The sequence below is a fragment of the Spirochaetota bacterium genome, assembly GCA_026414805.1.
Classification (GTDB): domain Bacteria; phylum Spirochaetota; class UBA4802; order UBA4802; family UB4802; genus UBA4802.
Window position 1 is genome coordinate 26,784 of record JAOAIH010000020.1, and the last position, 19,485, is coordinate 46,268.

Annotated in this window: 18 protein-coding genes and 1 tRNA gene; 11 read left to right on the top strand and 8 right to left on the bottom strand. The window is 38.8% G+C overall.

Features of this window, described 5'->3' with window-relative positions:
* Positions 1 to 5: 5 nt before the first annotated feature.
* Positions 6 to 2,519: a PBP1A family penicillin-binding protein gene (locus N3F66_05900; protein MCX8123682.1), complete on the bottom strand. Its 2,514-nt coding sequence runs from the start codon at positions 2,517 to 2,519 to the stop codon at positions 6 to 8.
* A 201-nt stretch (positions 2,520 to 2,720) separates the two neighbouring features.
* On the opposite strand from N3F66_05900, the gene dapF reads away from it, so the two are divergent.
* Positions 2,721 to 3,551: a diaminopimelate epimerase gene (gene dapF, locus N3F66_05905; GenBank protein MCX8123683.1), complete on the top strand. Its 831-nt coding sequence runs from the start codon at positions 2,721 to 2,723 to the stop codon at positions 3,549 to 3,551.
* Positions 3,552 to 3,574: 23 nt separating this feature from the next.
* Here the strand turns inward: dapF and N3F66_05910 are convergent, their stop codons facing one another.
* The 3 genes from N3F66_05910 to N3F66_05920 all read right to left on the bottom strand — a co-directional run bounded on the left by N3F66_05910 (position 3,575) and on the right by N3F66_05920 (position 6,135).
* Complete coding sequence (locus N3F66_05910) at positions 3,575 to 4,222, bottom strand: hypothetical protein (GenBank protein MCX8123684.1); 648 nt, start codon at positions 4,220 to 4,222, stop codon at positions 3,575 to 3,577.
* 111 nt (positions 4,223 to 4,333) lie between these two features.
* Positions 4,334 to 5,527, bottom strand: a complete 1,194-nt coding sequence (locus N3F66_05915; protein ID MCX8123685.1) for an N-acetylmuramoyl-L-alanine amidase — start codon at positions 5,525 to 5,527, stop codon at positions 4,334 to 4,336.
* Positions 5,528 to 5,544: 17 nt separating this feature from the next.
* Positions 5,545 to 6,135, bottom strand: a complete 591-nt coding sequence (locus N3F66_05920) for a CDP-alcohol phosphatidyltransferase family protein (protein MCX8123686.1) — start codon at positions 6,133 to 6,135, stop codon at positions 5,545 to 5,547.
* A 522-nt stretch (positions 6,136 to 6,657) separates the two neighbouring features.
* On the opposite strand from N3F66_05920, the gene N3F66_05925 reads away from it, so the two are divergent.
* From N3F66_05925 to N3F66_05940, 4 genes are all read left to right on the top strand, one after another.
* Positions 6,658 to 7,416 carry an SH3 domain-containing protein gene (locus tag N3F66_05925; protein MCX8123687.1) on the top strand — a complete coding sequence of 253 codons (759 nt, stop codon included), beginning with the start codon at positions 6,658 to 6,660 and terminating at the stop codon, positions 7,414 to 7,416.
* A complete protein-coding gene (locus N3F66_05930) occupies positions 7,388 to 8,116 on the top strand; it encodes an rRNA pseudouridine synthase (protein MCX8123688.1) in 729 nt (242 codons plus the stop codon). The genes N3F66_05925 and N3F66_05930 overlap by 29 nt, the downstream gene beginning before the upstream one ends.
* A gap of 83 nt (positions 8,117 to 8,199) precedes the next feature.
* Complete coding sequence (locus tag N3F66_05935) at positions 8,200 to 8,754, top strand: SPOR domain-containing protein (GenBank protein ID MCX8123689.1); 555 nt, start codon at positions 8,200 to 8,202, stop codon at positions 8,752 to 8,754.
* Between the two features lie 6 nt (positions 8,755 to 8,760).
* Positions 8,761 to 9,234: a GNAT family N-acetyltransferase gene (locus N3F66_05940; GenBank protein ID MCX8123690.1), complete on the top strand. Its 474-nt coding sequence runs from the start codon at positions 8,761 to 8,763 to the stop codon at positions 9,232 to 9,234.
* Here N3F66_05940 and N3F66_05945 read toward each other — a convergent pair.
* Positions 9,223 to 10,077 carry a hypothetical protein gene (locus tag N3F66_05945; GenBank protein MCX8123691.1) on the bottom strand — a complete coding sequence of 285 codons (855 nt, stop codon included), beginning with the start codon at positions 10,075 to 10,077 and terminating at the stop codon, positions 9,223 to 9,225. The two genes, N3F66_05940 and N3F66_05945, sit on opposite strands and share 12 nt — an antisense overlap.
* Positions 10,078 to 10,735: 658 nt before the next feature.
* Between N3F66_05945 and N3F66_05950 the strand changes: the two genes are divergently transcribed.
* Both N3F66_05950 and N3F66_05955 read left to right on the top strand, forming a co-directional pair.
* Positions 10,736 to 11,719, top strand: a complete 984-nt coding sequence (locus tag N3F66_05950; GenBank protein MCX8123692.1) for a 4Fe-4S binding protein — start codon at positions 10,736 to 10,738, stop codon at positions 11,717 to 11,719.
* A gap of 271 nt (positions 11,720 to 11,990) precedes the next feature.
* Positions 11,991 to 12,620 carry a hypothetical protein gene (locus N3F66_05955; GenBank protein ID MCX8123693.1) on the top strand — a complete coding sequence of 210 codons (630 nt, stop codon included), beginning with the start codon at positions 11,991 to 11,993 and terminating at the stop codon, positions 12,618 to 12,620.
* Here N3F66_05955 and N3F66_05960 read toward each other — a convergent pair whose 3' ends face one another.
* Together N3F66_05960 and N3F66_05965 are read right to left on the bottom strand one after the other, a co-directional pair.
* Positions 12,621 to 14,171, bottom strand: a complete 1,551-nt coding sequence (locus tag N3F66_05960) for a sulfatase (protein ID MCX8123694.1) — start codon at positions 14,169 to 14,171, stop codon at positions 12,621 to 12,623. It abuts the gene before it with no gap.
* 122 nt (positions 14,172 to 14,293) lie between these two features.
* Positions 14,294 to 14,953 (bottom strand): superoxide dismutase, encoded by a 660-nt coding sequence (locus N3F66_05965; GenBank protein ID MCX8123695.1) that lies wholly within the window; start codon positions 14,951 to 14,953, stop codon positions 14,294 to 14,296.
* Positions 14,954 to 15,158: 205 nt separating this feature from the next.
* On the opposite strand from N3F66_05965, the gene N3F66_05970 reads away from it, so the two are divergent.
* Positions 15,159 to 15,980 carry a lysophospholipase gene (locus tag N3F66_05970; GenBank protein MCX8123696.1) on the top strand — a complete coding sequence of 274 codons (822 nt, stop codon included), beginning with the start codon at positions 15,159 to 15,161 and terminating at the stop codon, positions 15,978 to 15,980.
* Here the strand turns inward: N3F66_05970 and N3F66_05975 are convergent.
* Complete coding sequence (locus N3F66_05975) at positions 15,952 to 16,518, bottom strand: hypothetical protein (protein ID MCX8123697.1); 567 nt, start codon at positions 16,516 to 16,518, stop codon at positions 15,952 to 15,954. The two genes, N3F66_05970 and N3F66_05975, sit on opposite strands and share 29 nt — an antisense overlap.
* 260 nt (positions 16,519 to 16,778) lie before the next feature.
* Here N3F66_05975 and selD point away from each other — a divergent pair, with 260 nt between their 5' ends.
* The 3 genes from selD to selA form a co-directional block, all read left to right on the top strand.
* Positions 16,779 to 17,840 carry a selenide, water dikinase SelD gene (gene selD / locus N3F66_05980; protein MCX8123698.1) on the top strand — a complete coding sequence of 354 codons (1,062 nt, stop codon included), beginning with the start codon at positions 16,779 to 16,781 and terminating at the stop codon, positions 17,838 to 17,840.
* A gap of 262 nt (positions 17,841 to 18,102) precedes the next feature.
* Positions 18,103 to 18,195 (top strand) — tRNA-Sec (locus tag N3F66_05985).
* A gap of 21 nt (positions 18,196 to 18,216) precedes the next feature.
* The coding region (gene selA / locus N3F66_05990; protein MCX8123699.1) for an L-seryl-tRNA(Sec) selenium transferase at positions 18,217 to 19,485 on the top strand (1,269 nt) is incomplete at its 3' end.

The following is a 19,485-nucleotide window of genomic DNA, read 5'->3' on the forward strand; positions in this document are numbered from 1 at the left end:
AGTAATCACCGTATTACATTATCTATAGATTCAAGTATATCTTCATCTTTTTTTTTCATTTTCTTTAAAATCTGTTCCTTTTGCTTTTCAGATACATTGATGTGAGGTAATTTTGTTGTGGGCAATGTACTGCCACTTGCACATTTGCTACACTCTTCCTGTGGCTCGGTGCCGGGTATAAAAAGCTCATCAATTACTTTTTTACAATAATATGATGGCAATAGCCCTGATTCAGCGCACACTTTTGCAGTAGTAATATTCCCATACGCAGCAAACTCCAGCACTGGCTCCTTTTGCAGTGCACAGCTCATATAATCACCCCACACCGGTGCAACAACCGCACCACCAGATTGCCCTGGCCCAAGCGACAACCCTTTGCCATCATATCCCATCCATATTCCGGTGACAAGTTGCGGGGTAAATCCTACAAACCATGCATCGCGAAAGTTACTGGTAGTACCAGTTTTGCCTGCAACAGGTCTTCCAATGGCAGCTGCCCGTCCGGTACCTGATGAAATGACTGATTGCATGAGGCTAATCACTATACGTGTTGCTTCAGGAGGCACTATCTGTATTGAGCCATCTTTTTCTTGCTCAGCAAGTTCTGCCATAATTTCTTCTTCTGGATTATAAATGATTTTGCCAGTTTTATCCTGTACATAGCGTATTGTGTATGGAATAACATTTTTTCCATTATTAGCAATAATAGCGTATGCACGCGACAACTCAAATGGACTGACCTCAAATGAACCAAGTGCAATAGAAAAATTGCGTGGAACTCTCTCTTTCAATTCATTGCGAGATATTTTCAATAATTTTGCAAAGTAATCGAGCACCGTATCAATACCTAAGGCATCAGCAATACGTACCGACACAACGTTGATGGACAACGCAAGTGCACGCCGCAGTGTCACAAGCCCGTAATATTCACCTTCGTAATTCTCGGGTATCCAGTCCCCACCTTCTAAGTCAAGATACAAAACTGGCGAATCCATAATGGTGGTGGCTGCGGTGAATTTTTTTGAATCAATTGCTGCAGTGTACAAAAGCGGTTTAATTGCCGAGCCAGCTTGCCGCCTTGACTGCATTACACGGTTAAGCTGATTGGTGCTTGTAAAATCGCTTCCGCCAACCATTGCTTCAACATAGCCATTTGTTGGATTGATTGAAATAAGGCAGCCTTCCACATTCATAAATTCCTTTTGATCCCAGCTGCCTTCAAAATACTGCTGCAAAATATCTTCTATGCTATCAAGACCTGTTATTAAGTTTAGGGCTTGCAGTTCCCACAGAAGGCCATCTTTCATATACCGGTTAAATTTGCGCTTTTCAGCTGACCCGCTTTCTTTTATTGGTGGTAGCCCAAACATCATATTCAATAAATTTACTTCATCAGCAAAGCGGTTTGATATGTACTCGTCATTGTCAAATGTCAGGCTGCGCGATATAACTGTTTGCTTTTCTACAGCCTCTTTCAACAGCTTTTGTGCACACTGCTGCTTATCAACATCTAACGTAGTGTACACAGTAAGCCCGTCTTCGTACACTGCCTTTTCACCAAACTTTGCAACTAATATACGGCGTATGTGCTCGGTAAACCACGGCGCTTTGTTCACACGCGATGACCATGCAGTCATGGTTGGTGGCAAATCGTTAATGTAGGCAAGATAATCCGGCCAAAAATCTAGATATGCCTTCTCAGCCTGTTGCACAGTGATATACCCCATATCTACCATCTTGGCAAGTGCTACTCTGTGGCGCTCCATTGAAAGGCGCGGATTTTTTAATGGCGATAGTACATTGGGAGCAGACGGCAGTGTGGCAAGCAAGCTGCATTCAGCTAAATTTAAATCCCACACATGCTTGCCAAAATAAAATTTGGCTGCTGATTCAACACCGTATGTTCCATGCCCCAAAAAAATCTGATTGAGATACATTTCCATAATCTCATTTTTTGTGTAAAACATCTCAATCATGAGCGAAATAAATGCTTCCTTTACCTTGCGGTATATGGATCGCTCCCCTGATGTAAGCAATATCTTGGCAAGCTGTTGCGTGATGGTGCTTCCACCCTGCTTAACGCGTCCCGAAACAAGGTTAACAAAAAAAGCTCTCACAATACCTTTGGGATTTATCCCAAAGTGCTCATAAAATTCATTATCTTCCATTGCAATGAATGCCTGCACAACATACGGTGGTATTCGTTTAAGAGGTACTACTTCACGCTTTTCTTTGAAAAATTCTGCTATTAGCACGTTATTCTTGTCATATATCTTTGTTGTCTGATATGGGGTGTAATGTGCAAGTGCCCTCACTTTATAAAAATCTATAATGAGAATAACAATAAATGCTATGATGGCACCCACAACAAGACCAATAAGTATCGGTCGGATGTTACCAAAGCGCAACTCCAGTGCATATATAATATCCTCAAAAAAATTAACAATGCGTGTAAAAAAATCACCTGTAGAAGAGTATGATTTTTTACTGAATGTTCTGTTCAACTGGTATCGCCGCATGATATATATACACACAGTACAACAAAATTAGTATGGAATAAACAAAGTTTAACCTTTCAAGCAAGTCAACACATTATTGCAACAATTTTTTTATTTTCATGAAACTAATGCACAGCTTAAACATTTTCTTGACACAATACAGGCAGTAGTGTACATGTTTATGGCGAAAGCTCATAGTAAAAATGCATAGGTGACTATATGATACCTTTTACTAAACTCCATGGCATTGGCAACGATTATATTTACATAAACGCTATACAACATCCAATAAAAAATCCAAAGAAACTAGCACAAGCCATGAGCAACCGCCATTTTGGGGTTGGCGCTGATGGGCTGATTTTAATTTTGCCTTCTCAAAAGGCTGATTTCAGGATGCGCATGTTCAATGCTGACGGTAGCGAAGCCGAAATGTGTGGAAATGGAATCCGTGCATTTGCAAAATATGTGTACGATCATAAATTGACAAAAAAGACACATATATCCATTGAAACATTAGCCGGCATAAAATATGTACAGTGCACTGTGAAAAAAGGCAAAGTACACACTGTCACAGTGGATATGGGGGAACCAATACTTCTGCGTGATAAAATTCCCATGATTGGCAATCCCGGAACAGTTATAGAGGAAGAAATACATGTTGACGGTGTAAAATTTGCAATCACAGCAGTTTCCATGGGTAACCCGCATGTTGTAATATATGTTGAAGACGTTAAAAATTTTCCTGTGGAAAAATACGGGCCCATGATAGAAAATCATGAGCTTTTTCCCAAACGCACCAACGTTGAATTTGTACAGATAGTCAATGAAAAGGAAGTGATACAGCGAACATGGGAGCGTGGCAGTGGCGAAACACTAGCTTGCGGCACAGGAGCCTCGGCAGTGACGGTAGCGGGAGTTCTCACCAAGAAGACAGCACGAAAATTAAAAGTCCATCTTTCAGGTGGTGACCTTACAATAGAGTGGAAAGAAAAGGACAATCATGTGTATCTGACTGGCCCTGCTGAGGAAGTATTTGAAGGAGTATGGCCGTAAGTAAAAATAATTGAGAGTGCTCTTTACCACAGATTTTTACCGTACACTCCATGTTCAAGGAGCACTACTTTAGTAATTCCCTGAATATTTCGGCTTATTGTCTGTTCTAGTGCTTTATTAAATGCCTTGAATGAATCTGGGATATACGGCACCTGTCCTTCAATTGTTCCAAGCTCACAATCTATTATGCAGGTAGTATCATAAAACCATATATGACGCACAACAATATCAACAGGGGCAATAGCCCGCGTGTTTTCAAATTCTGACCCTTCTGCAACTAATTTCACAAGCCTTCGTACTTTACCCTCATTATCTTTTGGCAATGATACCAGCCGTGTTTCCTTCAGGATTGATTTTGCATCAAGGTCAGCAACAAATATATCAATAGTATCCCGTGTATCAAGCGCAGGCAATGAAGGGTAAATGTCAAAAATGCTTTTATCAGTAAGGATTGAAATTGCAGCATAATCAATAATGCATACAATACTTATAACGAGCAATAGTATGCGGTACCGTTTTTTTGTGTCAACCGGTGGATTTGCTATCAGTGCAATACAATCCTCACAATAGCGTTTACATTTTTCAGTATACGTTCTGTACAAAAGAACTGCTTTTGCCCCAACCTTTTTTAAAACATCTGTAATTTCCTTAAACGAAAATTTATTTTTCATACTAAGTTATCCCGTAACAGTTATATTATACATACACAATGCAACATACCCTCTTTAAGCAGTAAGGTTTTGCGTTTCATAGTAATACTGCACAGTAACTATCGCACACGCTCATTTATTCAATATTGTTGTGTTGTAGGCATCAATAAAGTTCACAATGCCTTCAGTTATTCCATACGCAAGCTTTTTTTGGTAATTTTTATTGGTTAAATAACTTTTTTCCTTTGGATTGGTGATATAGCCAACTTCAACCAAAGCTGACGGCATAAGGCAACCGCGCAATACAAAAAAATCAGCCTTTTTTACACCCTTGGATTTAAATTCAGTAATATTTCTGTCAAGGCCTTTTTGAATTGCGAAAGCAAGCATTGAACTTTCCTTTTGTATCTGTGTGGTAAGCATAAGCGCTTCAATAAAATCAACATCGCTGTATCGCTTTCGCTTCTCAGGGGATTCAAACACAATGACATTATTTTCAAGCACAGCAGTTGTACGCGCCTCCTCATTGGATGGATTCTGTGATAGAAAATACGTTTCAAAACCTGAGATTTTACTTACCACTGCTGCGTTGCAGTGGACGCTAATAAATATTCCATTGACACCTTTTTTAAGTAGCCTGTTTGCAATCTCGGTGCGCTGTCCTAATTCAAGAAATTTATCCGTGGTACGGGTCATCATCACTTCAATGCCAGGCAGCTTTTTTTGAAGTTGCAGTGCAACCTCCCTTGCAATTTGTAGTGTGAGCACTTTTTCTTTGATCCCACCTTTGCCTATGGCTCCAGGATCTTTGCCTCCATGCCCTGCATCTATCACAATAAATCCAATAGCATCTTTAGTTACTGGCATTGGTGTGGTTTCTTTTTGTTTTTCTTCAACTCCCGCCACCTTTTCAATGACAATAGTATTGCCCAGTACTGAAACTACATGACTTTGCATAAGGCTTTGTATCATTGGCAACGCAATATCAAGAGGAATCATAACTTCACCCTGCACACGAGTGACAGGGTAGTCACTGCGCAATAACAAATCACCAGCCAGTGCAACTGACATGCCCACAGTGTAAATGGTAAATCGTGGACCACGCATTAGTTTGCCACGCTGCAATATTACATCAAATGACGATTGCACTGGTAGAAGCGTGCGTATGTCATATTCGGATATATATGCATAACTGGAAATATGCTTTACCGGCAGTGTGATGCTGTTGTCAGAATAACCAGGCACATACAAAAGTATAATAGCACTACCTAAAAGAATAATGACACAGCGCACCATACATTTGGCTATGTGTTGGGGATATTTCATTGGTGAGTTGTACGGTACTATCGCTTACCTGTAAAGTAAATTTTGGAATATATTCGCCAGTTAGCAACTGATGATAGAATAACCAAGAGCAAGACCACCAGCAACGAAATCTGCTGCAAAGTATATCCTGCTATGGTAGTGGAAGGGTTAATAATAAAAATTAATCCGCAGACTCCCATTACAACTACCATACATTTACCAGCAAAGCTTGGCCGTACCTGAATATCATGCTTATAAAAAAGATAAAAACCAACAATAACATGGAAAATATCGCGAATGAGGATAACAATAATCATCCACAAAGGGAATTGCCTGAAAAAATAGAGTGTGGTTGCAATAACGAAAATAACACATTTATCAGCTAGTGGGTCTAAAAATTGTCCCAACCGTGATACCTGATGAAGCATGCGTGCCAGAATGCCATCAATAAAATCAGATATTGCAATTATTATATAGACAGCAAGTGCAAGTTTACCATACCACAGCTCACCGGTTGTTTTTTCATAATACAGCGCACCCGTAACCACAGGTGCCAGAATTACCCGCACCACCGTTATTAAGTTTGACCAAGTTGCCACACGCCCTTCAAATAAATCGGTAATTTTCATTGTTGTAACCAATCATCGCCATGTAGTTGTTAATATAATCAAATCCATGCGTAAGACCGTCAAGTTAAATTCTTACAAAGATTTCCTCTTTAAAAGTTTATTGACGAAATACTATTGATTGCAGATATAACTACATTCATACTATTTTTTGGCGATAGTTACTTAAATATTGACCATTTCCTTAGCAAAAGTTGTACAAAGTTGCTGTGCAAAACTGAATGTATGAAAATATTCTCAAGCAATAGTTATTCTGAGTTCGACTCAGGATCTATTACATATTGCGTCATCACCAATCCCAATTTTTTATTGGGACAGGCTGTCATCCTGAACTCGACTCAGAATCCATTACACATTGTGTCATCCTGAACTCGATTCAGGATCTAAATGAAGAGATCCCGGACCAAGTCTGGGATGACGATGGTGTAGGATTTTTTATCAATTTTGGATAACATTAGACGTACAATTCCATTTGACGCACACGATAACAGACGATAAACTATATTGTCAAAGGAGCAATAATTCATGAAGAAGCACTATCACATATATTTTTTTATGAGTATTATTCTCATTGTAACCCAGTGTAGTAAATCAAACAATGATATTAATATTACTACCAAAACACCAAAAGCCGTTGTGATAAACGACAATACATCAGTGCGTATCGATCCACATATCTTTTCATCAAGAGTAACAACCGTTAATAAAGGCACAATAGTTACAATAATTGATATTTCAAAAGAAAAGCAGTGGGTAGGCGGTCAAATAGATCATTGGTACAAAGTTAAGCTTTCTAATTCAATAAAGGGATGGATATTTGGTTCATCACTGGCATTACAAATAGATGCATCAGATGCTGCCATTGAACGCTACGTTAACAGCCTGTGGAAAAAAGAAGCTGAAATAGTACGAAAAGATATTGCTGGCAAATGGTGGAGTGTCAACAAAAGTGGTGATTTTACCGAACATGCCCTTGAACTGTATCCTGATGGGTCTTACAAATCATACAGGAAAGGCACCAAAGGAATTGAAGGGAGTTACTCACTTAATTTTAGGACAAGTGAAGTAATTTTTTTAGATGGCACAAGTTTTGGGAAAAATCTATATTTCATTAAACGGGGCAATTCATATCAGCTTTCCGATGGATTGCAGGATACAAAACTACAATTTAAAAAAATAGCCGAATATAAAGATTCAATGCCAAATATCGCTCCTGAAACAACCGTACAGGATTCACAGGAAGGTACACTTCAAAATGATAGCACAGAAAATCCGAATCAATAAATACTGCTCATTGTGTGGATTGGGTTCACGTAGAAAAACTGAAGAAATTATAAAAAAAGGATTGATATACATCAATGGTCACCCCATGACCGACTTGTCCTATCAAGTTGATGTTGCCAACGACATTGTTATGTATAAAGGTAGGGTAATAACGCCTGTGCAGCAATATCACTATCTGGTACTCAATAAACCTAAAGGGTATGTTACCACAACAAAGGATGAGCGCAACCGCCCTACAGTATTGCAACTGATTCCCGAGCATTACAAGGCAGAAGGGACATTCCCAGTGGGCAGGCTTGATAAAGACACCCAAGGCTTGCTGCTATTTACCAATGATGGTGAGCTTGCTTATAAACTAACTCATCCACGCTTTAAAGTGCCAAAAACATACCAGGCAACGCTAGACCGCCCATTGCGTGATGACCATAAAATAGCACTAGAACATGGCATTGAACTGTATGGTACATATACACTCCCTGCAACAATTATTCCTGTCAATGATGAATGGACAATAGTTACCATAACAATCACTGAAGGGAAAAAGCGGCAGGTGCGTATGATGTTTGCAATGTTAGGATATGAGGTTTTAGACCTGATACGCATCCAATATGGACCCATTACACTTGGGAATCTGCCAAAAGGCAAATATAGGGTGCTTTCAAAACAAGAAATACAAAAATTAAAATCCGCAATCAATTAATTCCTTAATACACATTTCCTTTTTTGACGATAAAAATATTACTACACGCTATATTATCTTTATCATAGAAGGTCTTGTCATCTATGCAGAACTTTGACTTTTACTCAAATAATAAAAATCCCTATTTAGACTATAATGCCCAGGATTTTGGCGATTATACTTTACCACAGAATTATACAGCACATACCAGGTCTTTTTCGCAGAAAAAAGCACACAGGATGCTTACAATAATTATCGCACTCATAATAATGTCATTTACCGCTGGACTTGTAGTAGGCATTAAATTTGCAGGTGGCCAAAGCAAGGCAATTATTGACCCTCATACTAAAGTAGCATTACACAATGCAGCACAAAAAGCAAAAACCTTAGTGCAGCCTCAACAAAAGCCGCAATTCTCAAAATCTGAATATCCCTATGCAATTAAAATAGGAAATTATTTTACAAAGGATGAGGCCACTGCGCTGGCAGAAAAATTGAGTAAAACAGGACAGCGTATTATTGTTTCTAAAAATAAAGACCAATACACTGTATATGCAGGTCCATATACCTCACTACAAGATGCAAAAAAATCATTGAAATTAATTACTGCACAATTCAAAAATGGCAACTTTAGTAATGTTATTATACTTAAACGCTGATCTGTAATGAATGTAACAATCCGAAAAGCTACCAGCCATGATGCAGAACATATTCTGGCATTGATTTCCCCCTATGTAAAAAAGGGCATTCTTCTGCCAAGGAGCAAAGAGGAAATTGAAAACAGCAGTGATTCTTTTACAGTTGCTATCGCCCAAAAAAAAATTATAGGTGTTATCTCCCATTACAAATATAACAACAAACTTTTTGAAATACGCTCTCTGGCAGTACAAAGCAGGTATCATCACAAAGGCATTGGCAGACAGCTTGTAGAGTATGCAGTTACTGATATTCTACTGCATCATAAAGATGCAAAGATTTTTTGCCTTACCTACTCACCTACTTTTTTTAAAAAAGCAGGATTTATGACAGTTGCTAAAGAAACGCTTCCGGATAAAATATGGAAAGATTGTCAGTATTGTAAGCATAGAGACAATTGTACTGAAACTGCAATGGTGTATGTAACGCGCTCAAGGAGTTGAAAAACTATTAATAATTCCCAGTAAATCGTCTTTATACAGGTCATACCTTTCTTTAGTGGTAAAAATTCTTACACAATAGCCCCTGTTTTCTTTTACAAGCAATAATTCCAATCCTTTAAGTGATAGGCTATCCTGCGTAATAAATGAATACAGAGCCATTGTGTCATTATGTTTTAGCAACTGGCGCTCAAATGAATCAAATGCAATGGTATTCCAGTGCTGTTGCAATACAGCTATTGACTCAATAGTATCAGCAAAACGTTCTGCAACAACCGTCATGATTGCATCATATCCATTGGTTTTAGAAAACCGTATCCCCGCACGCATAACAGTGGAGGAATACTGTAATCCCTCAACTGATTTTGCCGCAATTACTTCTACACTACCCTGCAAGGTAACAATATACGGTACTTTGTCATTAAATACATACATTGTGTTATCTTCCTTGGTTAAATATAACCATGCTTCCCTTGAAATGTCAACAAAACGACTACCATGCTTGCTTTGCATATCGCGTATAAATATTGTCATATCCCTTTTAGCTTTTAATACATGCATAGAAGATTCTTTCAATGCTAAAATTGATTTTGCAATGATGATGGCCTCTTTACGTTTCCCTGCCTTCCATAAGGATTTCACTTTAGAAGTATAGTATTCAAGGCCATCTTTTGATATTGCTCTATATTCAAACTCAACTTCGTCACTGGTATATATCTTTCCGCTTTTATCTATGTAATAGGTATTGCCTTCTTTATCTTTGAGCATTGCCCACTCGGGCATCTGGGCAAACGATACTACATACACAAAAAAAAGAAATACTATGAATAGTATGGTCTTTTTCATTTTTTTATTTTATATTCTTCTCCATTTCTTAAACAACAACCCTTGACGCTATTTCAGTTGCTTTCACAGCATCCTTTGCATCTGGCTCCCAATGGCATCAATACACTATCAGCGTGCCTGCCCTTGTATATACTATAAAAAAATTTTTATTTTCATCAGATAATGTAACTTTATTGCTACTCTCGCCACAACAAACCAAACAACGATGTATATATAGTATAAGCTTATTCCAGATCCCACACCTTAAATATTCAATTAGCCTTTATTGATTTTTAAAATAGCCTGATACACGTGATACCATGCACCTATATAAAATACACCTTTTAAAATATATTTTTTAATTCTTCATTACTTATTTTAACACCTTCTACTGTGATGCTACTGTGATTATATCAACTATATATCGTGAGTCAAGAAACTTTATTGTCATAAGCATCCGGCATTACATTCTCTTCAATGCAATTATCTCTTGACAGTACGGTAATACAAAACTATATTTCTATTGCACTTTATTGTTTACATGCTGTTGAAAATAGTATAAAATGTCTTTAATAAAATTATGACAACTAATTAATGTACTCAATGAATAGAAGTTATTAATATGTTGTGATCATTAATAAATAATTCATTAATTGCAGATACATAAGGAGGAGGAAGTATGGCATCAGATATTTACAGGGAATTATCAAAACGCCTCATGTTTGAAAACTCCACGCTTTTACAGCAAATATGGCAAATGGTAGCAAACGAAACTGAAGCACAGATTATTGCTTACTTGCCAGCAACAGCTCCACAAATTGCAGAAAAATTTAACCTTTCAGTTGAAGAGGCAACTACGATACTTGAAGAATTATTCAAACGTGGCGCTGCATTTAAAAAATCAAAACCTGAAGGCGCAGAATACAGGCCCCCTAAACATATTGTCCAGTTTCATGATGCAACACTACTGTGGAAAGATGCTCCTGCTGATTTTAAGCGCCTATGGGTAGAATTTATGAACACTGAATACCCGCCACTTCTTGAGGTTGTCACAAAAGCTGGGATCCCTTCATTTATGCGGGTTATCCCTATTAATGCAACGCTTAAGCCTAAAAGTGAAGTACTGGTATACGAAGATGCTTATAAAATTATTGAACAAGCAAAAGAGTTAGCTGTTGTTGATTGTGTGTGCCGATTATCCCATGGCAATTGCAACAAGCCCCTTAATGTGTGCATCCAGGTAAATAACGGTGCTGCTTATACCCTGGAACGAGGAACTGGTAGAGCTATAACTAAAGAAGAAGCATTTGAAATTCTGAAAATATCAGAAGAAGCTGGACTAGTGCACATGACCGAAAATAAAGGCTTTGGCAATGCAATTTGCAACTGTTGTTCCTGCTGCTGCGAAATGCTGCGTTTTGCAGGCAATAAAGCAACACACGGCGTTGTGGCAAAAAGCAGGTTTACCGCAACCGTTGATGCAACCAATTGTAACGGATGTGCACTGTGTATGTCTATATGTCCTGTTCATGCTATTGAAGTCAACAACACAGCTGCCATCGACACCCAAATGTGTATAGGATGTGGCTTATGTGCAACGCAATGTCCTACACAAGCTATATCGCTTCACGAAACACGACCCAGGGAACATATCCCAGCATGAGGATATTGCACTTTTTATTTAAAAAAATTCCAATGGCCGCTTACTGCAAACACATTTATGATTTAAAAATGCATGGTGAAGGTCATCGTGACGTGATTTTATTTCAGGATTGATTCAGGATAATTTTTAAAAATAAGTCATCCTGAACTTTCTTTAGGCTTTAAATGCAAGAAAGATTCAGGATCAACTCCTAAATGACAATGTGGAGAGAGATTGCAATTTTGGCCCGCAATGGCGGCTGGTAAAATCCAATAACCAAAGGAGGGAAGTTATGAATCTCAACAATCCCGAAGCAACACAGCAGGCACTCAGCATTTTACGAAGTGGCGATCCTTTTCAATGGTATGTCATCACGCTTCTTGCAGTAGTAGTGTACATCTATTTTAACGAAATCCAGAATAAAAACTGGAAAGGCATTGCAGCCGGCCTTTCGCTGTATATGGTCCACTGGTTTGTGGAGATAATTAATGCCCTCATTCAGCATTTTACAGGACACGCGCTGTGGACTGTACCAACAGGGACAGCCTATTTACTGCTGGTTGGTGTGGGAGTAGAACTCAGTTTCATGTTTGCAGTATCAGGCCTGATTTTCAGCAAGATTTTGCCACAAGATCCAAAGGCAAAGATCCTTGGCATCAACAATCGCTTGTTTATAGCTATCGCCAATGCTGCCTTTTATTCAATCTTTGAGATATTTTTAGTAAAAACCCCGTGCTTTGTATGGGTGTACCCATGGTGGGGTGCACTGCCGGTTTTCATCACTGTCTATATCCCGTTCTGGGTAGTATCGCTGTATTGCTACGACTGGCAGCCGAAAGTACAGAAAGCAGTCATTGGCAGCCTCTTTGCTGTTAATGCAACAATGCTCATAGTCTTTGCCGGTATCCTGAAATGGATATAGTTAGAAAAACCCTCGTGGGTTTTTCATAGTTTCTTTTTCCCAGTTTTCCAGTTTCAATCTTAGCTTTTCTGCCACCTCAGGGTAGGTGTTGATAACATTATATGCTTCGCCAGGATCTTTTTCCAAGTTAAACAACAAGGGCCAGCGATTCCCTAACTGGTCCTTGCCTAATGTATTTGCAAGATCAACTGAATCCAATGGAATAGGCCACACATATCGGTCAATCTTTGAGTAATATTTCCATTTGCCACAGCGAATACCAACAAGCAAATCATAGTGATAAAAATATAAATCCTCATGCACCGATTTATCAATACCTTTAAAAAGTAAAAGTATGTTTTTGCCATCAATAATGCGATCCTGTGGTAATCCTACTCCCGCAAGATTAAGCAAGGTAGGGAAAAAATCAATATTCATTGCTGGTGAATGAGTAATTTTCCCTGCAGGGACTATACCCTTCCAGCGAACAATACATGGTACCTTAAATCCACCTTCATTGCTTTGTCCTTTTCTGCCACGCAGCGTGCCTGCACTGCCTTCATACCACGGGCCGTTATCGCTTGTAAAAATAACTAATGTTTTATCATCAAGTCCTTTTGCTGTAAGGAACTTCAGTATCTCTCCTACACTCCAATCAATTTCTTCAACTGCATCACCGTATTTTCCGGCCAGTGACTTTTTATCAAATTTCTCTGATGCCCACAATGGCTGATGCGGGAACGTGTGTGCAAAGTATAAAAAGAATGGATTGTTTCCACATGATTCTAAAAACTGAAGTGCTTCTTTTGTATATGTGCCAGTCAAAAACGACTGATCTTTTCCATGAATATCATCTATTACTTTTTTTTCATTTTTATATACCGGACAAGGCCGCATATCGTTGCTATGTGGTACACCATAATAAAAATCAAAGCCATGGCGCAGTGGATTGAATTCTGGCTGTGTTGAATAGTCGCCCAAATGCCATTTGCCAATCATCCCTGTTTTATACCCAGCAAGTTTTAACGCTTCGGCGATAGTTACTTCTTCAAAAGCCAGCCCCCGTGCAACTATATCATCGCGTAAATCCATCGAACCAAGGCTCCGGAGCATCATCCCAAAGTTACGCGCCAATTTGCGCCCCAGAGGTTCCTTTTTTGGGAATGGATTGCCAATAATACCAGTCCTGAATGGATAACGCCCCGTAAGCAATCCCGCACGTGACGGTGCACAGACTGCAGCACAGGCATAGAAGTTGGTAAACCTGTTGCCCTCCCGTGCCAGCGAATCGATGTTGGGAGTGCGTATAACAGTATTGCCATAGCAGCCGATATCACCATACCCTAAATCATCACAGTATATGATGATTATATTAGGGCGCAAAGCCTTGGTGGTAACTATCTGTAAGTTTTTTAATTTTTCCTTTGGTGGGTAATTGCCATATAACTCACTAATGTCAGGAGTTCTTAACAGTTTATACGTACAGGTACCAATTAATGTGCCTGCACCAATTGCCACTCCTGCAGCAACAGATTTTTTTATCAGATCGCGACGGGTAATTTTTTCCTCCATGCAAACCTCCCTTTTATGTATAAGGGATTTTATTAGCTTTTAAGATAAAAACTCAACATTTATTTTTTTTAGAAAGAAAAAAATAAAAAGGCTGGCTTTCCGCCAGCCTTTTTTTACAAATCCTATGCAACCTCACGGCACTCAGGATGTGAACTGCAGTGTTCAACAGCTTCTACGGCCTTTTTATAATTTTCTTCAGCTTGCTTCCAGTTGACAATGTTCCAAAATGCCTTCACATAGTCAGCTCTTCGATTCTGATAATTGAGATAATATGCATGCTCCCATACATCAAGTCCAAGAACCGGTAGCAACCCTTCCATAATGGGGCTGTCTTGATTAGCAGTAGAATGTACTACTAATTCACCAAGCGCATTGACACTGAGCCATGCCCATCCCGAACCAAACCTGTTAAGTGCTGCATTGCTGAATTCCTCTACAAATTTTTCAACAGTGCCAAATTTGTCTTTTATTGCTTCCAGTAGCTGCCCACCAGGTAACTCCCCTCTGCCACCTAAGATCTTCCAAAACAGTGAATGGTTGTAATGGCCACCGCCATTGTTACGCACCACTGTTCGTATATCCTCAGGCAGCGTAGCTAAATTTGCCAAAAGATGCTCCAGAGATAACTCATACAGATGCGGATATTTATCTAACGCTGCATTGAGCTTGTCAATGTACGTTGCATGGTGTTTGGTATGGTGAATTTCCATTGTTTTGGCATCAATATATGGTTCAAGCGCATTATATTCATAGGGCAATTGAGGCAATGTATATCGTTTCATGGTTATTCTCCTTTTCATATTATTAAGTAATAACTAAATTACTGTAATATACAAAAATATAGTTTCACCGTCAATAGGCGTATAAATTTTTGTGCGATAGTAACTGTAAAGTGTCCCATTAAAAAATATCTTGACTTTCATCAATAAATGAATATTCATTAACTATCGCACAAAAAAACACTTTATAAATTAATAGGAGGCACACATGAAGACCAATCATAAAGAAATGACAATACCTTCTGGAGGTATTACACTTTTTGCTATCAAAGATGTTATTGATAAACCAAAGGGTATCGTCATCATCGTGCATGGATTGTGTGAGCACTGCGGCAGATATAGTCATGTAGTGAGCAAATTAAATGAAGCTGGATATTCAGTATACCGGTTTGATAACAGGGGCCATGGGAAATCAGAGGGGGAGCGGACCTATATCGACAGTTTTCAGCAATTTATTGATGACATGGATGCAGTTGTCCAAACTGCAAAAAATGAGAATCCAGGTATGCCGATTTTTACTCTTGGGCACAGTATGGGAGGTTTTATCAGCGCTGCATATGGTATACAGCATCCACATCTTTTTAAAGGTCAGATATTTTCAGGTGCAGCGGTAATGATTCTTCCCGATCTAAGAGGTCTATTAACCATGGACTACAAATCCCAAGGTAAAAACCGTATTCCCAATTCACTGGCAGAAAAAATATCACAGGATCCTGACGTTGTGAAAAATTATCAAAATGATCCACTAGTATTAAAAGATTTTACTTTTATGTTGATGGGCGAAGTCTTCTTAAAAGGTGGTCAATGGATAGAGGAGAACAGAGCACAATACAATTATCCCTGTCTTATACTTCATGGAGGCAATGACCAGATAGTAACTCCAGAAGCATCAAAAACATTTTATGAATCAATAGCATCGCACGACAAAACTTTGAAAATATACCCGGGCCTGTTCCATGAAATACTGAATGAACCCACAAAGGATATGGTAATTGCGGATATTACTCACTGGCTTGATTTACATGTGTAGTGTTTTTCAATTTTTTCTTAACTGTTACAATGCTGCTGGAAGGCTTTATAAGTGCACCTACAATAAGTAGAACAATACCAGTTATAAGCAGGATAATGCCCCATTGCCACACAATTGATTGCTGTACCGAATCTAGCAATGAAGTCATAATATCCTTATAAGGATTGGCATATAATGTTTCTTCAACCTTCACTCTAAGCTTTGCAACCTTGTTGTACACACTGTAGATTGAAAATACAATAACCCCTAATGAGCCCATTGCAGAAATTAACAGCAAACGGTATAATCCCAACAGTGCAATTATGATAGCAAAAATAGCAAACACAATAACTATCTCATCATAGTATTTACCTATACGAGTATACGGAATAATGCCAATAAAAGGCGCTTTTATAAAAGGGGAAAATACGCCTGCAGTTAATAATGCTGCACCTACAAGTGCAAGAACAAATTGCCACCTGACCACCAGATTATTATCTGTGTCAAAGTAATTGTTTTTAATGTTTGAATATAAGACTTTTAATGTTGTCCGTATCATATAATTCAGCTTAATACTTTATATACAAATTTTGCATGCATTTGACACTAAAGTTAAACTTTATTTTTTCAATCACAAAAAAAACTTATAATAAAAAAATTTATTAATAATACTTCAAAAGCGTTTGACAGCACATCTACATGAAAATATTTAAATTATTGTAAATAACATAGTAATATGCTATAACACATTCACTTGTAACTATTTTATACAACTACACATAGTACTATAGGTAAAAAATTTTTCACCAAAGGAGCCCAATGTCAAACTGTAACATCAACAACAAAAGGAATCCGCGGCTTACAGAATCTGTGCGCGGTTCAGGGTGAGCAGCAAAAATAGGTCCGGCGGACCTAGCAAGGGTAATGAAAAAGCTGCCAATTGAATATTCCAGCAACGTCCTTGTGGGAATGCAGACAAGTGACGACGCCGGCGTGTACCGAATAAGTGATGATATAGCAGTTGTGCAAACTGTCGATTTCATTACACCGATAGTGGATGATCCTTTTGTCTTTGGCAAAGTTGCTGCCACCAATAGTATTTCCGATATATTTGCGATGGGTGGCACACCAATTACTGCAATGAATATAGTGTGTTTTCCGGTAAATACCTTTGATATTGATGTGCTTGAAAAGATCCTCCTTGGCGGGCTTGAGGTAATGAAGAAAACCGGTGTGCAGCTTATTGGAGGCCATAGCATTGATGACATTGAGCTGAAATATGGGCTATCGGTTACAGGAATAATCCACCCTGATAAAATATACACCAATGTAGGTTTACAGCCTGACGATGTCATAATCCTTACCAAACCCATTGGTACCGGTACCATCAACACCGCTATCAAAGCGGGTGTGGCTACTGATATACACATACAGGAATGCATTCACTCAATGACTACAATCAACGATTGTCTTATTGGCTACCCACATTATAAGCACATCCACGCTGTTACTGATGTTACCGGTTTTGGGCTCATTGGACATTTATCCGAAATGATTGGTGAAAGCCCAATAGCACTTCACGTTAAAGCCAGTGCTGTGCCACTCATTTCTGGTGCCTGTGACTATGCATCAATGGGACTTCTTCCAGCAGGATTATACCGTAATAGGGACTTTGTGGAAAATCGCTGCAAGGTTTCATCCACCATCAAACGCGAATTCGTTGATCTGTTGTTTGACCCTCAAACCTCCGGTGGACTTTTAATTGCAGTTCCGCCACACCATGCACAGGAAGTCATTGAACATATTTCTGCAAAAGCACTATGTACCGCAATCATTGCTAGTTGCCGCAAAGCTGACACACCTCACATATATATTGAATGATTCATAAAATATACAAAATAAATGTAAAGAAATTAGCACTCTATAAAGCAGCGTATGCTAAAAATTATTAAACACAGTTTCCCATGAGGCGTGTACACCTACCAGGAATACAAAGAAAATACTTATGAAAAATTCCAAAGTTATTTGACGATACTAGTTCTTGACATTGGAAAATGAGATAACAATTGTGTTTATACATAAAAAATCCTTTACAATTATTGCAATCTGCTGGTAATAATTTATAATTACATCACACAATTAAGGAAGCGGATGAGATCTGGTGGTCTCTGCGGTCTTCAAAACCGTTGGCTGCCTTAAAAAGGCAGTGGCAGGTTCGATTCCTGCCCCTTCCGCATTTGAGTAAAGGGATAACGCAATGTACGAACAGATACCACAGGTACAAAAATTGCTTGAAGAGGATGAAATTAAACAGTTCATTGATCAGATTGGTCATCCGTTTGTCGTTGCAGTTATCCGCGAAACACTTGACCAAATACGAAAAGAATTACTAGCAGGCACCCCGTTTGATTATACGCAGTGTATTGAGGCGATAGCTCATAAATGCAGGGCTCTACGTATGGAAAAGCTGCAGCGTGTGATTAATGGCACAGGAATATTGCTGCACACTAACTTAGGGCGAGCGCCTCTTGGCAGTGAGGTACTCTACAGCCTTGTACATAACCTCAGCGCTTATTGCAATCTGGAATACCACATTCCCACTATGAAGCGAGGAAAACGAGGGGGATTTGCCGAAAAGCTTATATGCCTCATCACCGGTGCAGAAGATGCTCTTATCGTGAACAATAATGCTGCAAGCGTGTTCTTGATACTGCACCATTTTGCAAAGGACAAAGAAGTTATTATATCGCGTGGTGAGCTTATTCAGATTGGTGGTGGTTTCCGTATTCCTGACATTATGCAACAGGCTGGTTGCCATGTTGTGGAAGTGGGAACTACAAATATTACAGAGCTATCGGATTATAAAAAAGCAATTACACAGAATACAGCTGTCATCCTTTCTGCACACCGCTCCAACTTTTATATGAGAGGTTTTACCAACAGCCCCACATTGCAGCAACTGGCTTCACTCAAATCAGAGTCTTTAATATTGGTAAAAGACCTTGGAAGCGGCAATCTCATTTTCAACAATGACGATAATGTGGCTTCTGCACTTAAATATGCTGATTTAGTGTGTTTTAGCGGTGATAAGCTGCTTGGTGCCTGCCAAGCTGGCATCATTGTTGGCAAAAAAGATTATATTGACACACTGAAAAAAGACCCCCTCATGCGCATTATGCGTGTTGATAAAGTAACATACTTCATTCTACAAGAAGTACTCCTTCGCTATGCCAACAACACTCACTATATGCTTCCTACATGGGCTTTGATGAAGCAAGATGTACATGCAATAGATAAAAAAATAAAAAAACTTTTAAAGAAACTGAACACTGAGGTTAAACCATTTATTCACCGTATCAACTCCAAAACTGCATTTGGTGGTGGCGCAATGCCAGATAAGGTGTTACCCGATTACGGCATAGCCATTGCAATTGATGGCAAAAAAGCCAGTGATATTGCCACACATATGGTTATGCAACCAATTCCCATCATTGGGTATATTCAAAACGATATGTTTACACTAAAT

What these genes read in the sequence shown, in the direction of transcription:
- N3F66_05940 (MCX8123690.1), top strand. Translation starts at nt 8,761, where the DNA reads ATGAATGTAACAATCCGAAAAGCTACCAGCCATGATGCAGAACATATT.
- N3F66_05975 (MCX8123697.1), bottom strand. Translation starts at nt 16,518, where the DNA reads ATGATACGGACAACATTAAAAGTCTTATATTCAAACATTAAAAACAAT.
- N3F66_05930 (MCX8123688.1), top strand. Translation starts at nt 7,388, where the DNA reads ATGATAGCACAGAAAATCCGAATCAATAAATACTGCTCATTGTGTGGA.
- N3F66_05915 (MCX8123685.1), bottom strand. Translation starts at nt 5,527, where the DNA reads ATGAAATATCCCCAACACATAGCCAAATGTATGGTGCGCTGTGTCATT.
- N3F66_05920 (MCX8123686.1), bottom strand. Translation starts at nt 6,135, where the DNA reads ATGAAAATTACCGATTTATTTGAAGGGCGTGTGGCAACTTGGTCAAAC.
- N3F66_05900 (MCX8123682.1), bottom strand. Translation starts at nt 2,519, where the DNA reads ATGCGGCGATACCAGTTGAACAGAACATTCAGTAAAAAATCATACTCT.
- N3F66_05955 (MCX8123693.1), top strand. Translation starts at nt 11,991, where the DNA reads ATGAATCTCAACAATCCCGAAGCAACACAGCAGGCACTCAGCATTTTA.
- N3F66_05950 (MCX8123692.1), top strand. Translation starts at nt 10,736, where the DNA reads ATGGCATCAGATATTTACAGGGAATTATCAAAACGCCTCATGTTTGAA.
- N3F66_05970 (MCX8123696.1), top strand. Translation starts at nt 15,159, where the DNA reads ATGAAGACCAATCATAAAGAAATGACAATACCTTCTGGAGGTATTACA.
- N3F66_05925 (MCX8123687.1), top strand. Translation starts at nt 6,658, where the DNA reads ATGAAGAAGCACTATCACATATATTTTTTTATGAGTATTATTCTCATT.
- N3F66_05960 (MCX8123694.1), bottom strand. Translation starts at nt 14,171, where the DNA reads ATGGAGGAAAAAATTACCCGTCGCGATCTGATAAAAAAATCTGTTGCT.
- N3F66_05910 (MCX8123684.1), bottom strand. Translation starts at nt 4,222, where the DNA reads ATGAAAAATAAATTTTCGTTTAAGGAAATTACAGATGTTTTAAAAAAG.
- N3F66_05965 (MCX8123695.1), bottom strand. Translation starts at nt 14,953, where the DNA reads ATGAAACGATATACATTGCCTCAATTGCCCTATGAATATAATGCGCTT.
- N3F66_05935 (MCX8123689.1), top strand. Translation starts at nt 8,200, where the DNA reads ATGCAGAACTTTGACTTTTACTCAAATAATAAAAATCCCTATTTAGAC.
- N3F66_05945 (MCX8123691.1), bottom strand. Translation starts at nt 10,077, where the DNA reads ATGAAAAAGACCATACTATTCATAGTATTTCTTTTTTTTGTGTATGTA.